The sequence below is a fragment of the Pseudomonas sp. Root569 genome (assembly GCF_001427465.1).
In the GTDB taxonomy this organism is placed as follows: Bacteria; Pseudomonadota; Gammaproteobacteria; order Pseudomonadales; family Pseudomonadaceae; genus Aquipseudomonas; species Aquipseudomonas synxantha.
Map to the genome: position 1 here is coordinate 118,725 of NZ_LMGQ01000029.1, position 14,861 is coordinate 133,585.

Sequence of the window (14,861 nt, forward strand, 5' to 3'; positions counted from 1 at the left end):
TAAATCCTCATCTCGCTGATGCGTCTCCAGAACAGGAAATCCGTGCGCATGCCCTTGGGCCAGACGCCAACGGATCGGCAGTTTGGTCACCATCACCCGCGTATCGAGGGATCCAGAGATGTCAGTCGCTACCAGCCGTACCGAAGACGCCGCGGCGCCTGCGGAAACGCTCTATCAGTTCGACGAAAACCCGTTGCTGGCCCGCCAGCGCCAGCAGGAGTCCAACGCCCGCAGCTACCCGCGGCGCATTCCTCTGGCGCTCAAGCGCGCCAAAGGTATTTATGTGGAAGACGTCGAAGGGCGTCGTTTCATCGACTGCCTGGCTGGTGCCGGGACGCTCGCGCTGGGGCATAACCACCCGGTGGTGATCCAGGCCATCCGGCAAGTGCTGAGCGACGAACTGCCGCTGCACACCCTTGACCTGACCACGCCGGTCAAGGATCAGTTCGTGCAGGACCTGTTCGGCTTGCTGCCCTCTGAATTGGCGCGGGAAGCGAAGATCCAGTTCTGCGGCCCCACTGGCACCGATGCGGTAGAAGCTGCATTGAAGCTGGTGCGCACCGCCACTGGGCGTAGCACTGTGCTGTCGTTCCAGGGTGGCTATCACGGCATGAGCCAGGGCGCCTTGAGCCTGATGGGCAGCCTGGGGCCGAAAAAACCCCTGGGCGCGTTGCTCGGCAATGGCGTGCAATTCCTGCCGTTCCCGTATGACTACCGTTGCCCGTTCGGTTTGGGCGGCGCGCAAGGTGTGCAGGTCAACCTGCATTACCTGGAAAACCTGCTCAACGATCCGGAGGCGGGCGTGTTGCTACCGGCGGCAGTGATTGTTGAGGTGGTGCAGGGCGAGGGCGGTGTAATTCCTGCAGACCTCGATTGGTTGCGCGGCCTGCGGCGTATCACCGAGCAGGCCGGTGTGGCGCTGATCGTCGATGAAATCCAGAGTGGCTTTGGGCGCACCGGCAAGATGTTTGCCTTCGAACACGCCGGCATCATCCCAGACGTGGTGGTCATGTCTAAGGCCATTGGCGGCAGCCTGCCGTTGGCTGTGGTGGTGTATCGCGACTGGCTCGACACTTGGCTGCCGGGCGCCCATGCCGGTACGTTCCGGGGCAACCAGATGGCGATGGCAGCGGGCTCGGCGGTCATGCGGTATCTCAGGGAACACGACCTGGCGAGCCATGCGGCGGCCATGGGTGAACGTCTGGCGGAACACCTGCGCATCTTGCAGCGCGACTTCCCGCAACTGGGGGATATCCGTGGTCGCGGGCTGATGTTGGGGGTGGAGTTGGTGGACCCGACAGGCACGCCGGATGTCCAGGGCCACCCACCGGTGCATCGCCAGTTGGCGCCGCTGGTGCAGCGTGAGTGCCTCAAGCGCGGCCTGATCCTGGAGCTGGGTGGGCGCCATGGCAGCGTAGTGCGCTTCCTGCCACCGTTGGTGATTACCGCCGGCGAAATCGACCAAGTGGCCGAGATCTTCGGGCGCGCCTTGGCGGCGGCGGTTGCCGGCGTCTAATTTTCCAGGCCCTTGATACGTTTCTACAGATATCAGTGCTGCGCGTGGTGCGCAGCCAGCCTTTGAGCGACGGAGAACAGCAATGACCTCAGTATTTGACCGCGATGACATCCTGTTTCAGGTAGTGGTCAACCACGAAGAGCAGTATTCGATCTGGCCTGACTACAAGGCCGTGCCCGAAGGCTGGCGCACCGTAGGCAAGAGCGGCATGAAGAAAGAGTGCCTGGCCTATATCGAGGAAGTGTGGACCGACATGCGCCCATTGAGCCTGCGCCAGAAGATGGACAGCGCCGCGCTGGCCAACTGATTCACCACAATACCCTGTAGGAGCGAGCTTGCTTGCGAAGAACGCAAGAACGCCGCGGTCACCCTGAGTAAACGCGGCGCTCTGAAGTACTTCGCGAGCAAGCTCGCTCCTACAGGGGTGTGTGGGTGTACAGGTAATCCGTCGCCAGCGACGCCAGCGTCCTCACCCCCACCACCAACGCCGACTCATCCACGAAGAACCCCGGGTTGTGATTCGGCGCCGCCTTGCTCATGTCCTGGTCCCTCGGCGTTACCCCCAGGAACACGAACAATCCCGGCGCTTCCTTGGCATAAAACGAGAAGTCTTCCGCGCCTCCTACCAACGGGCCTTGCACCACGTCATCCCGGGCTGCCCAACGCAGGCTCGGCAGCATTTTCTCGGTCAGTGCCGGGTTGTTGATGGTGGGGTCGTACTTCTCGATGATCGTCACTTCGGCCTTGGCGCCGCCGCTTTCGGCAATCTTCTCTACGGTCTGGCGCACATCTGCATGCAGCTTCTGGCGAATGCCGTAGTCATAGGAGCGGATGGTGCCGGTCATCTCCAGCGACTCGGGGATGATGTTGTAGCGGGTGCCACCGTTGATAGTGCCGATGCTCACCACCGAGGGCGATGACGAAATATTGGTGCGGCGGCTGACCACGGTCTGCAAACCGACAATGGTTTGTGCGCCGACGGTGATCGGGTCGATGCCGTTCCAGGGCTGCCCCGCGTGGGTCTGTTTGCCGAGGATCTTGATGCGCAGGTCGTCGGAGCTGGCCAGGGTCGGGCCCGGGCGGTAGGCGATCTGCCCGGCCGGTACGCCGGCCCACACATGCAGGCCGAACACCGCATCCGGCTTCGGCGCTTTCATCACGCCTTCCTGCACCATCATCTTCGCGCCCCAGGTGTTCTTGCCGTCGGGGCTGAAGTCGCTGGGGCCTTCTTCGGCCGGTTGGAAATAGAACACCACGGTGCCAGGCAAACGCTCGCGCATGCCAGTAAGAATTTTCGCAGTGCTCAGCAGGATCGCGGTATGGGCGTCGTGGCCGCAGGCGTGCATCACGTCGACTTCCTTGCCCAGGTAGGTGCCCTTGGCCTTGGAGGCGAAGGGCAGGTCGGCGATTTCCTTGACTGGCAGCGCATCCATGTCGGCGCGCAGGGCCACGGTCGGGCCGGGCAGGGCGCCTTTCAAGACGGCGACGACGCCGGTGCGCGCCACGCCCGTCTTGACCTCAAGGCCCAGCTCGCGCAGCTGTTTGGCGACCAATTCTGCGGTGCGGGTTTCGGCGTTGCCCAGCTCTGGATGGGCGTGGATATCGCGGCGGGTTTCGAGCAGGCTCGGTTCAAGGATCTTCGCCTGGGCGGCTATTTCCTCCCGGGCGCTATCCTGACCACTGCTGGCGGCAATCACTGCGCTGCTGGCAACCCCGCAGAGCAAGCCGAGCACCCATTGATGTTTCAAACCGTTCAAACGCATACAAACCTCTCCTTCTTTATTGTTCTGGTTCTTTCTCCTGCACCGTGCCGGCGGTGACCACCTGCACACTCAAGCGCGGTGTCGCCAGGTCGAGCCCGGCTTCATCCAGGTGGCGCTTGAGCGACAGATTGAACGCCCGCGACACTTCCCACTGCTTGATTGGTGCGGTCTTGAAGCGTGCGCGCAGGATCGCACTGCCGGACTCGAAGCTTTCCACACCCTGGATCTCCAGCGGCGACCAGATATTACGGCGTTGCAGCGGGTCGTTGCGCATGGCATGCCCGACATCGCGCATCAGCTTGATCGCATCGTCGATTTCCATGTTGTAGGGGATCGCCACCCGGAAGATCGCGTAGCCAAACTCCCGGGAGTAGTTCTTGATGCTCTTGATTTCGCTGAACGGGATGGTGTGCACGATGCCGTCGATATCGCGCAGGCGCACGGTGCGGATGGTCAGGCCTTCCACCGTGCCGAGGTGGCCGCCGACGTCTACGTAGTCGTCGATGGCCAGGGAGTCTTCGATGATGATGAACAAGCCGGTGATCAAGTCGGCTACCAGCGACTGCGCACCAAAGCCGATGGCGATACCGATCACGCCCGCACCGGCCAGCAGTGGCGTGACGTTCATGCCCATGTTCGCCAGGGCCACGATGGCGGCGATGATGAAGATGGTCACGAACAGCACGTTGCGGATCAGCGGCATCATGGTTTGCGCACGCGCGTTGGCCAGGCCTTTGCGTGAGCGGGTCAGGGCGTGGTGGATCGCGGTGTCGCTGAGGATCCAGATCAGCCAGGCAAACAGCAAGGTGCCTGCGAGGCCGAACAGCTTCACGGCTATTTCATGGCCGTCACCTTCGGTAAAGCGAATCATCGACAGGCCCCACACCCGCAGCCCCAACTCGATAAACACCAGCCACACCACCAGGTGCACCAGGGTGTAGACAAAGCCTTTGAGGCGCTCGGAGTACAGCGCATGGCGCTTGTGCCCGCGTTGCGGCTTGAGGGCGTGGCGGCGCACCAAGCCGTTGATCACCATGCACAACACCAGCAGCACCGTGCACAGCAGCGACTGGCGCAGGGCGGTGCTGGTGTCGCCGGCCGACAGGAAGGTGGCGAACAGCGAGATACCCACCAACAGCAAGGCCGGGATGTACCAGAAGGTGCCGATGATCGACAGGGTGTCGGTGAGGGCGCGACGGGTCAGGCGACGCGATAGCGGCTGGTTGCGGATCAGGTGCGCGATCGGCCGGCGGAAACGCAGGATAAATACGCCTGTGGACAGCGCCGCCATCACATTGGCCACAGTCGCGGCGGTATGGGCAAGGTGTTGGCCGAGCGCCTCGACCAGGCGCGGGTCGCTCAGGGCTTCACCGAAGGCGGCAAAACTGCCGATCCACCACAACGGGCGGAACGCCTGGTGGCGCAGGATATACAGGGCGCGGTGGCGGTGTGGGCCGTCGAGCACGGAGAAGGCAATCACGCAGATCGCCGAGAAACAGGTGCCGATCACCAAGGCATAGGCCAGCACCATCGCCAGTGATTTACCCAGGGATGACGGCAGGGCGTAGCTGAGGTAAACCGTGATCACCAGGGCGATCAGCCAGGGCCCGAGCTTGCGCAGGGCAAAGCGCAGCATGTCCCAGGTCCGCGGGTGTTGCGGCAACTCCTCGGGCAGGCCGAAGCGCTCGCGTACCCGGTGGCTGAGCCAGATCAACGCGGCAGCCAGCAGACTCCACACCGCCAGGATCACGGCAAAGCCGAAGATGATCGGCAGCCACTCGTTGGCCGGCAGCATCAGCGCACCCAGTTCATCCTTGGCCAGATCGACTTCATTCGACCAGCGCCCCAGCGGGCTGTCGGCGCCGGAAAACTGCTGTTCAAAGCCTGACAGCGTACTGCCGATCAATCCGAGCACGCCTTGTTCGGCGGCGGGCTGGGCCTTTTGCGTAGCGGCGCGCAGTTTCTTCAGGTCGCTCAGCAATTGGGTGCGCTGCTGATCGTTTTCCAGAGTCTTGATCACCTCGTCCAGCGACTGCCCCAGCGGCACTTCGGCCTGGGGTTGGGTCTTGCTGGAGCCGCCCAGCATGCCGGGCAAGCCTACGGCTTGGGCGGACGTGAACGGCAGCAGTGTGAGCAGGGCGATCATCAGGTAGCAGGGCAGGGCAAACAGACGGGAGAACACGAGGCGGTCAACCTTGAAAACGACGAATTGACCGAGTGTACGAGGCCGCTATGCCCAATGCGAGCGCATTTATCATTCCGCCAGTTTGGCGAGAATCTTGTACACCACGGTGCCCAGGATCAACAGCATGCCGATCCACATGCCGAACACGCCGAGGGGCTTGTCGCGAAAGTTGAAACCGACCGCGAGCATGATCATGCCGATCACGATGGGAATCAGCATGGCGTGGAAGGAGGACATTGAGATCATGGGAGCAATAGCCTTGTCACAGTGGAAGTTTTGACAAGTCTAGGCGCGATTGCAGGAAGTGCAGGTGATGCAAGTCAGTTTGGCAGTACACAGAACCCAATGTGGGAGGGGCGGTGCGACGATTCGACTTGCTCCCGATGGCGGTATATCAGGTAAATATGTGAACCTGACACGACGCCATCGGGAGCAAGCCCCCTCCCACACTTCGATCACATTTCGCCCATCAAATCAGGGCAGGTCGCGGCTCGCATAAAACGCACCCAGCACCTTCACCAGATGCGCCAGGTCATGGCTGCCGCACAGTTCACGAATGGAGTGCATGGCAAAGGTCGGCAAGCCGATATCCACGGTACGCACGCCCAGGTGGCTGGCGGTAATAGGCCCAATCGTCGAGCCGCAACCCATGTCGCTGCGTACTACAAAACTCTGCACCGGCACTTCCTCGGCCATGCACAAGTGGCGGAAAAACCCGGCGGTTTCGCTGTTGGTGGCGTAGCGCTGGTTGCTGTTGACCTTGATTACCGGGCCGGCGTTGAGTTTCGGGCCGTGGTTGGCGTCATGCTTCTCGGCGTAGTTGGGGTGTATGCCGTGGGCATTGTCGGCCGATACCAGAAGGGATTTCTGAATGGTGCGTACGAACTCATCACCTTCGGGCAACAGGCGGCGCAGGGTCTGTTCCAGCATCGGGCCATCGGCGCCGCAGGCCGAGCAGGAGCCGACTTCTTCGTGGTCGTTGCACACCAGCACGCAGGTTTCGTCGGTCTCGCTGGTCAGCAAGGCTTGCAGGCCGGCGTAGCACGACAGCAGGTTGTCCAGGCGCGCACCGGCGATGAAATCGCCATTGAGGCCGATGACCGCGGCACTTTGGGTGTCGTAGAAGCTCAACTCGTAGTCGAGCACCACATCAGCGTTCAACCCATGCTCGCGGGCCAACTGCTCGGTGAGTACGGCGCGGAAGTCCACGCGTTCGTCACCGGCAAATTGCGCGAGGATCGGCGGCAGCTCGGTCTGGGCATTGATCGCCCAGCCTTGGTTGGCTTCACGGTTGAGGTGAATGGCCAGGTTGGGAATGATCGCGATGGGCAGCTTGAAATCGATCAGCTGGCTTTCGACCTTGCCGTCACGGCGGAAGGTCACGCGGCCGGCCAGGGACAGGTCGCGGTCGAACCACGGTGCCAGCAGCGCGCCGCCGTAGACTTCTACCCCTAACTGCCAGAAACCCTGGCGTTGCAGCTCAGGCTGGGGCTTGACCCGCAGGCATGGGCTGTCGGTGTGGGCGCCGACCAGGCGGATGCCGCCCTGCAGCGGCGAGTGACGGCCGAGCTTGAAGGCGATGATCGAGGAGTCGTTGCGGGTCACGTAATAGCGACCGTTGGCCTCGGTGGCCCAGGTGTCGCGCTCGTCGAGACGCTGGTAACCGGCCGCTTCCAGGCGTTGGGCGAGGGCGGCAGTGGCATGAAAAGGAGTAGGGGAGGCCTTGAGGAAGTCGATCAGGCCTTGATTCAACGCTTCGCGCATAAATAGCTCCAGACAGCAATGCGCGGAGTTTACCGTTCGATGGCCAGAAGTGCACAGAACAAATGTGGGAGGGGGCTTGCTCCCGATTGCGGTGTGTCAGTGAGCAAATACAGTGACTGACACTCCGCCATCGGGGGCAAGCCCCCTCCCACAGTTTTGATTGTATTGCCAATTCTAGAACGGGGCAGGGCACTCGAAGCGCAAGCGCTCGCCGCTTTGTGGATGGGTGAAACTGAGCATGCTTGCATGCAGGCACAGCCGCGGCCAGGCAGCCAACGCTTGTTCATGGGCATACAAGCCATCACCCAGCAACGGATGCCCGATGGACAGCATATGCACACGCAACTGGTGCGAGCGCCCGGTGATCGGCGTCAGTTCCACGCGGCACCAGTCGCCACAACGCTCCAGCACTTTCCAGAAGGTCAGGGCGTGCTTGCCGAACTCGTGGTCCACCACATGCCGTGGCTTGGTCGGCGGGTCGTAGCGCAGGGGCAGGTCGATGCTGCCGCTGTCCAGTTCCGGCTGGCCCCAGGCCAGGGCGGTGTAGGCTTTTTCTGTTTCGCGGTCGTGAAACTGGCGGGACAGTTCGCGGTGGGTGTCGGCATCCCGGGCCAGCAGGATGATCCCCGAGGTTTCCCAGTCAAGCCGATGGACGATACGGGCTTCGGGGTAACCGTTTTCCTGCAGGCGGGTAATCAGGCAATCCTTGTTGTCGTCGGCGCGACCCGGCACCGAGAGCAGCAGGGTCGGCTTGTTCACCACCAGGACGGCATCGTCCTGATGCAGGATATGAATATTGGACAGCGGCATTAAACAGCCTCGTAACAAACGCCAACGGCGGCTCGACCACCTGGCTCCCGAAGAGGGATCAAGGTGACCGAGCCGCCGTGGCGACCGCCCTTTCGATCAACGATCGGGCAGGGTGATATTGAGTTCCAGAATCGAGCAACTGCCGTCATTTTCCAGGGCGACATGCACGTCATCGTTACCGATATTGACGTACTTGCGGATCACCTCGACCAGTTCCTTCTGCAAGGCTGGCAGGTAGTCCGGCGTGCTGCGTTGGCCGCGTTCGTGCGCCACGATGATCTGTAGACGCTCTTTCGCTACCGACGCGGTACTTGGCTTTTTGTTGGCGCGAAAGAAGTCGAGAAATTTCATTGTTTAGTTGCCTCCAAAGATACGCTCGAAGAATCCCTTCTTCTTGACATCGAGGAAGCGGTGTTCCACGGTCTTGCCCAGCAAGCGATCCACGGCATCGCTGTACGCCTGGCCGGCGTCGCTCTGGTCGTCGAGAATCACCGGCACGCCCTGGTTGGATGCCTTCAGCACGGCCTGGGATTCCGGGATCACGCCCAGCAGCGTCACGGCGAGGATTTCCTTCACGTCTTCAACGCCGAGCATTTCGCCATTGCTGACGCGCTCAGGGTTGTAGCGGGTGAGCAGCAGGTGTTCCTTGATCGGGTCCTGGCCTTCTTCGGCGCGCTTGGACTTGCTGGCCAACAGGCCGAGCATGCGGTCCGAGTCACGTACCGAGGAGACTTCCGGGTTGGTCACCACGATGGCTTCATCGGCGAAGTACATCGCCAGGTGAGCACCGGTCTCGATACCGGCCGGGGAATCGCATACCACGTATTCGAAAGTTTCTTTCAGCTCGGCGAGGACCTTGCCTACGCCCTCTTTGGTCAGCGCATCCTTGTCACGGGTCTGGCTGGCGGCCAGCACGTACAGGTTTTCAAGGCGCTTATCCTTGATCAGGGCCTGTTGCAGGTTGGCTTCGCCGTTGACTACGTTGACGAAGTCGTACACCACGCGGCGTTCGCAGCCCATGATCAGGTCGAGGTTACGCAAACCGACGTCGAAGTCGACGATGACTGTCTTGTGGCCGCGCAGAGCGAGGCCGGTACCGATAGCGGCGCTGGTGGTGGTCTTACCCACACCACCCTTGCCGGATGTAACCACGAGAATCTTGGCCAAGGTGTTTCACCCCTAAGGAAAAAGGACTTTTCAGTCCCTGAAAAACATCTCTTGGAACTCGCTGCAGGCGGACAGCCTTTGTAGGAAAAAGATGCAGTTTCCGCAGGGAAACACCAACTTCCAAATATTCCTACACAAGTCTTGCCGGTTTCGCTTTGCTATCAGAGTCTAGAGATGCTTGGAAAATGCGGCAGTATCCGTTAAAGACGGATGATGTTCAACACATCGCCCGACAGGTTGACCTGCACCGAAGCCCCCCACAGCGGATCACGGCGCAAATCTTCTGAAACCTTGTACTGGCCTGCGATGGACACTAGCTCAGCGGTCAACTGCTGGCAAAAAATCCGGGCCTTGGTATCACCCTTGATGCCGGCGAGGGCGCGTCCGCGCATCGGGCCGTATACATGGATGTTGCCATCGGCAAGAAGTTCCGCCCCCGGGCTGACCGAGGAGATCACCACGAGATCACCACCCTGGGCGTAAATCTGCTGCCCGCCGCGTACGGGCGAGGTAATGATCTTTGTTGGCTTGATCGCAGGCTCGGGCGGTTTTTCCGGTTTTTTCTTCTCTTCACCGACCAATGGTTCGAGCGGACGCTCACGGGCGCCGGACGGTGGCAGTACTGGCAGTTCAATGGCGATGGCTGCGGCAATGTCTTCGATACGGCTGGCGCGAATCGCCAGGGTACGCAAGCCATGGGAGCGGCATACGCGCATCAGCCCGGGCAAATCAATCGCCCCTTGGCCGGCCGGGAGTTTGTCCAGGGCCAGTACCAGCGGGGCATTGTTGAAAAAGTTCGGCGCCAAGGCGACCTTGGCGGCCAGTTGGCGGTCCAGGGCATCGAGGTCGTTGCGGGCCAGTTCCAGCACGGTAATGGCGAGCATGCTGCCTTTCAGCTGGAACACGGGATCTTGGTCTAGCGGTTCGGTTTGGCTCATGGTCGGCGAAAGCGGCTTGTCACGAAAAGTGTCGAGACTTATAACGAGAACACTCACCCGCCGCAAGCCGAGTCGAACCGTTGTAGAATGCGCGGCCCTTGTCTTTACCGGAATCTGTAATGGATCGCCCGCGTTTTCGAGCTGTATTTCTTCACCCGCGTTTTTGGCTGCTGTGGCTGGGGCTCGGCCTGCTGTGGCTGGTCACCCAGTTACCGTACCGGGCGCTGTTGACCATTGGTCGCCTGCTGGGCGTGGGCATGTACCGCGTGGCCGGCGATCGCCGCCGTATCGCGGCGCGCAACCTTGAGCTGTGCTTCCCGGAAAAGTCCGCCAAGGAACGCAAACGCCTGCTCAAGGAAAATTTCGCCTCCACCGGCATCGCCTTCTTTGAGATGGCCATGAGCTGGTGGTGGCCCAAGCCGCGCCTGGCGCGCCTGGCCCATGTCGAAGGGCTGGAACACCTCAAGCAGGCGCAGTTGGAAGGCAAGGGCGTGATCCTCATGGCCTTGCATTTCACTACCCTGGAAATCGGCGCGGCGCTGCTCGGGCAGAAACACACCATCGATGGCATGTACCGCGAGCACGGCAACCCGCTGTTCGACTTTATCCAGCGCCGTGGCCGCGAACGCCACAACCTTGATTCCCTGGCCGTGGAGCGCGACGACGTGCGCGGTATGCTCAAGCTGCTGCGTGCCGGCCGGGCCATCTGGTACGCACCGGACCAGGACTACGGCGCCAAACAAAGCATCTTCGTGCCGCTGTTCGGCATCCAGGCCGCCACTGTCACCGCTACCAGCAAGTTCGCACGCCTGGGCAAGGCGCTGGTTGTGCCGTTCACCCAGGAACGCCTGGCCGATGGCAGCGGTTACCGCTTGGTGATCCATCCGCCGTTGATCGACTTCCCCGGCGAAACCGACGAAGTCGACTGCCTGCGCATCAACCAATGGGTCGAAGCCTCGGTACGCGAATGCCCCGAGCAATACCTGTGGACCCACCGCCGCTTCAAGAGCCGACCGGCGGGTGAACCCAAGCTGTACGAAAAACGCCGCCGATAAGCGCTGGCTTTTCCCACATGGAGTGACGCAATGCGCCCAGTTGAACCGGTCACAGGCTTGATTCTTTCTGGCGGCGGGGCGCGAGCGGCGTATCAGGTGGGGGTATTGGCGGCGATTGCCGAGTTGCTGCCACCAGGGGCGCCGAATCCTTTTCCGGTGATTGTCGGCACGTCGGCTGGTGCGATCAATGCGGTGAGCCTGGCCAGCGGGGCCACCGATTTCCGTGCGGCTATCCAGCGACTGACGGCGTTCTGGCAGGGGTTTCGCAGTCACCAAGTGCTGCGCAGCGACTGGCCGGGGGTGATACGCCAGGCCAGTCGTTTCCTCATCCACAGCCTGTTGGGGCTGGGCGCACAGGTACCAGTGGCACTGCTCAACAGCTCGCCGCTGCGCGAATTGTTGCAAGAACGCCTGAACCTGGACGGCATCGACGAAGCCATTCGCTGCAAGCATTTGCAGGCGGTGGCGGTCACGGCCTTCGGTTATGAATCCGGGCAAGCGGTGACCTTCTATCAGGGCGGCGGCACCATCGATGCCTGGTTGCGCCATCGACGGATCGGCGTGCCCACCCAACTGACGGTGGAGCACCTGCTGGCGAGTTCGGCGATTCCGCTGTTGTTTGCGCCGGTCAAGCTCGATCAGGAGTACTTCGGCGATGGCGCGGTGCGCCAGTCGGCGCCGATCAGCCCGGCCCTGCACCTGGGCGCCAGCCGCGTGTTGGTGGTCGGCGTGAGCGGCAACCCACGGGGCAATGAGCCTTCGGTGCAACGCACCTACACCGGCCAGGAGCCGACCCTGGCGCAAATTGGCGGGCATATGCTCAACAGCACGTTCATCGACAGCCTGGAAAGCGATATCGAACTGCTGGAGCGTTTGAACCAGTTCAGCCGCGTCGTGCCTGCTGATGCAGCGGTACAGGGCCTGGCGCCGGTGGAAGTGCTGGTGATTGCGCCCAGCCAGCCGATCGACGAGATCGCTGCGCGGCATCGCCAGGAATTGCCGGCGGCGTTGCGTTTGTTCTTGCGTGGGCCGGGGGCGACCAAGACCAGTGGCGCGGGGGTATTAAGTTACTTGCTGTTCGAGGCGGGGTATTGCAGCGAATTGATCGAGTTGGGGCGCAAGGATGCGCTGGCCAAACGTGAGGAGTTGTCGCGATTCCTCGGCCTGACGCAGAGCTGAAAATGTGGGAGGGGGCTTGCTCCCGATGGCGGCGATTCAGTCACAGATACTTTGAATGACACACCGCTATCGGGAGCAAGCCCCCTCCCACATTTTGTCCAGCAGTGTTTATTAGAAGTGGTACTTGACCAGGAAGCTCGCTGTGTCCTGGGTCGTCTTGAACGCGCCGCTGTCTTCAATCCCGTACTTGTTCTTCCAGTAGTCGTATTCAAAACCCACATACAACTGCTTGTCGCCCCAATGCAGCGCCTTGCCCAGGTCGTATTTGACCTGCGGGTTAAAGTGCAGGTTGGCGTGATAAGTGCCACGGGCGTTCTTGTCGTTGTCCACCACCCAGTCCATGAAGCCGTCGATCAACACGTCGGAGTTGCCTACGGGAATGGTGTAGGACCACACCGGGGTGATCTGCCAGACGCCGTCACCCGGGCGGTTGCCTTCGGTCTGGCGCTGGTAGAAGTTCAGCTGGAAGTAGTCGAAGCCAGGAATGTTCAAGTCGATGGCAGGACCGAGCAAGTAGGACTCGTTATCGCCTTCGCCGAACTCGTAGGTGAAGGCCAGCAACACATCCTTGATCGGGCCGAACGACAGGTCCTTGTCGAAAATCTTGCCGAATGACAATCGTGGGCTGAACTCGCCGTAGTAAGTATTGGGGCCGACGTTGCCGTCTTCCTTGCCGTTGTAAAAGATACGGTCGAGGAAGAAGAAGTTGTCGCCATACTTCCATGCGTCAGCATGTTCGAAGGTGACGGTTTGCTGGATCTGCGGGTTGACGGTAAAGTTCTTGCCCCACAGGTAGGTCAGGCTGTTGTTCTGCCATTGCAACAAGTCGCCGGCTCCGGCTTGGCCGGCGGCCAGCAGGGATCCTGCCAGCACCAGGCCCTTGAACATAGGTTTCATTCGGTTGCTCCCGAGTTAAAGTTTTTTTATGTTTTTTCTAATCTGGCGCTCTGATGTGGCGCCTTTGGATTCGCTGAAAAAATCATCTGATTGGTCAGCTTTTATGCTTACAGCAAAAGCCGCGCCAAGGCGGTTAAAAACCGTCGATTCAAGCGGGCGCGGAGAATACTGGCTCCCACGTCCTGGCTCAAGTGCGCCGTTACAGCGCGCTCAGGACGACAATGGAGCATGCTTCAGGTGTGGACGTGCTCAACGGCAACGCGCTCAGCGCCGCCCAGGATGTTGAACAGTATGTTCAGCGACAACGCGCTGAGGGTGGCCATAGCGATGCCACTATGGGTAATCGGGCTCATCCATAGCGGCAACTGCGCGAAGAACTCCGGGCGTACCACGGGGATCAGGCCCATGCCGATGCTCACCGCTACCAACAGCTGGTTACGGCGGTCGGCAATGTCGGCTTCCTGCAAAATCTTGATCCCGGTCGCCGCCACCATGCCGAACATGGCAATCGCCGCGCCGCCGAGTACCGCGGGTGGAATCGAAGCCACCAGATAGGCCGCCTTGGGCAGCAGGCTCAGCACAATCAAAAATGCGCCGGCCATGATGGTGACCGAACGGCAGCGCACGCCGGTCATCTGCACCAGGCCGATATTCTGCGCGAAGGAGGAGTGGGTAAAGGTGTTGAAGAAACCGGCAAAGAACGACGCGCCGGCATCACACAGCAAGCCGCGGCGCAGCATCTTCGGCGTGACCTCCTGATCGGTGATCTTGCCCAGGGCGAGGAACATGCCGGTGGACTCGACAAAGATGATCACCACCACCAGGCACATCGACAGGATCGGCGCCAGCTCGAACCTGGGCATGCCGAAGTGCAACGGCGTCACCACCTGCACCCAGGGCGCCTGAGCCAGGCCACTGAGGTCGACCATGCCGATAACACCGCACAACCCGTAACCCAGGCCCATGCCGATCAGCACCGAGATATTCACCCAGAAGCCGCGCATGAAGCGGTTGATCAGCAGGATGGTGGCCAGTACCAGGGCGGCAATCGCCAGGTAGATCGGTGAGCCGAACGTGGCGGCGGCACTGCCACCCCCGGCCCAGTTCACGGCCACGGGAAACAGCGAAAGGCCGATGGCGGTAATCACGGTGCCGGTCACCAACGGCGGGAAAAAGCGTACGACCTTGGACATGAATGGTGCGATAAGCATGCCGAAGAACCCGGCGGCGATGGTCGCGCCGAAGATGCCCTGCAAGCCGATACCGGGCATGCCGGCCATGGCGACCATGCTGCCGACGGCGGCAAAACTGGCGCCCATCATCACCGGCATGCGGATGCCCACCGGGCCGATACCGAACGATTGCACCATGGTGGCGATCCCGGCCACCAGCAGGTCGGCGTTGATCAGGAAGGCGATTTCTTCACGGCTCAAGCCCGCGGCCTGGCCAATGATCAGGGGCACGGCGACGGCGCCGCCGTACATCAGCAAGACGTGTTGCAGGCCAACCAGAATCAGTTGCAAGAGGGGCAGCCGCACCATGGCGGGCGCGGCAGGAATCTGCGGTTCGACTAACTCGGTCATGCAA

At 61.3% G+C, this 14,861-nt stretch carries 14 protein-coding genes; 4 read left to right on the plus strand and 10 right to left on the minus strand.

Annotated elements, in window-relative coordinates:
- Positions 1-118: 118 nt before the first annotated feature.
- Together ASD70_RS27205 and ASD70_RS27210 are read left to right on the plus strand one after the other, a co-directional pair.
- Positions 119-1,516: an aspartate aminotransferase family protein gene (locus ASD70_RS27205; protein ID WP_056847939.1), complete on the plus strand. Its 1,398-nt coding sequence runs from the start codon at positions 119-121 to the stop codon at positions 1,514-1,516.
- Positions 1,517-1,598: 82 nt separating this feature from the next.
- A complete protein-coding gene (locus ASD70_RS27210; RefSeq protein ID WP_056847940.1) occupies positions 1,599-1,823 on the plus strand; it encodes an MbtH family protein in 225 nt (74 codons plus the stop codon).
- Between the two features lie 109 nt (positions 1,824-1,932).
- Here the strand turns inward: ASD70_RS27210 and ASD70_RS27215 are convergent, their stop codons facing one another.
- From ASD70_RS27215 to minC, 8 genes are all read right to left on the minus strand, one after another.
- Entirely contained in the window at positions 1,933-3,279 is a 1,347-nt protein-coding gene (locus tag ASD70_RS27215) for an amidohydrolase (protein WP_056847941.1), read from the minus strand.
- Positions 3,280-3,295: 16 nt separating this feature from the next.
- On the minus strand, positions 3,296-5,461 hold the full coding sequence (locus tag ASD70_RS27220) for a mechanosensitive ion channel family protein (protein ID WP_056847942.1): 2,166 nt from the start codon (positions 5,459-5,461) through the stop codon (positions 3,296-3,298).
- Positions 5,462-5,533: 72 nt separating this feature from the next.
- Positions 5,534-5,710, minus strand: coding sequence for a hypothetical protein (locus ASD70_RS29190; RefSeq protein ID WP_164484829.1), 177 nt, complete (start codon positions 5,708-5,710; stop codon positions 5,534-5,536).
- 228 nt (positions 5,711-5,938) lie between these two features.
- Positions 5,939-7,228 carry a M18 family aminopeptidase gene (locus ASD70_RS27225; RefSeq protein ID WP_046071837.1) on the minus strand — a complete coding sequence of 430 codons (1,290 nt, stop codon included), beginning with the start codon at positions 7,226-7,228 and terminating at the stop codon, positions 5,939-5,941.
- Between the two features lie 174 nt (positions 7,229-7,402).
- The gene (locus tag ASD70_RS27230) at positions 7,403-8,038 is read right to left on the minus strand and encodes an RluA family pseudouridine synthase (RefSeq protein WP_005789965.1); all 636 of its coding nucleotides are present in this window, start codon (positions 8,036-8,038) and stop codon (positions 7,403-7,405) included.
- A 96-nt stretch (positions 8,039-8,134) separates the two neighbouring features.
- Entirely contained in the window at positions 8,135-8,389 is a 255-nt protein-coding gene (gene minE / locus ASD70_RS27235; RefSeq protein WP_003175252.1) for a cell division topological specificity factor MinE, read from the minus strand.
- 3 nt (positions 8,390-8,392) lie between these two features.
- Positions 8,393-9,205, minus strand: coding sequence for a septum site-determining protein MinD (gene minD, locus ASD70_RS27240; protein ID WP_003175251.1), 813 nt, complete (start codon positions 9,203-9,205; stop codon positions 8,393-8,395).
- A gap of 200 nt (positions 9,206-9,405) precedes the next feature.
- Positions 9,406-10,143, minus strand: a complete 738-nt coding sequence (gene minC / locus ASD70_RS27245; protein ID WP_034117002.1) for a septum site-determining protein MinC — start codon at positions 10,141-10,143, stop codon at positions 9,406-9,408.
- A gap of 119 nt (positions 10,144-10,262) precedes the next feature.
- On the opposite strand from minC, the gene ASD70_RS27250 reads away from it, so the two are divergent.
- Complete coding sequence (locus ASD70_RS27250; RefSeq protein ID WP_056847943.1) at positions 10,263-11,198, plus strand: lipid A biosynthesis lauroyl acyltransferase; 936 nt, start codon at positions 10,263-10,265, stop codon at positions 11,196-11,198.
- A gap of 30 nt (positions 11,199-11,228) precedes the next feature.
- A complete protein-coding gene (locus ASD70_RS27255; RefSeq protein ID WP_056847944.1) occupies positions 11,229-12,377 on the plus strand; it encodes a patatin-like phospholipase family protein in 1,149 nt (382 codons plus the stop codon).
- A gap of 111 nt (positions 12,378-12,488) precedes the next feature.
- Here ASD70_RS27255 and ASD70_RS27260 read toward each other — a convergent pair whose 3' ends face one another.
- Positions 12,489-13,274, minus strand: a complete 786-nt coding sequence (locus ASD70_RS27260) for an outer membrane protein OmpK (RefSeq protein WP_056847945.1) — start codon at positions 13,272-13,274, stop codon at positions 12,489-12,491.
- Between the two features lie 233 nt (positions 13,275-13,507).
- Positions 13,508-14,857, minus strand: coding sequence for a nucleobase:cation symporter-2 family protein (locus ASD70_RS27265; protein WP_056847946.1), 1,350 nt, complete (start codon positions 14,855-14,857; stop codon positions 13,508-13,510).
- Positions 14,858-14,861: the final 4 nt, after the last annotated feature.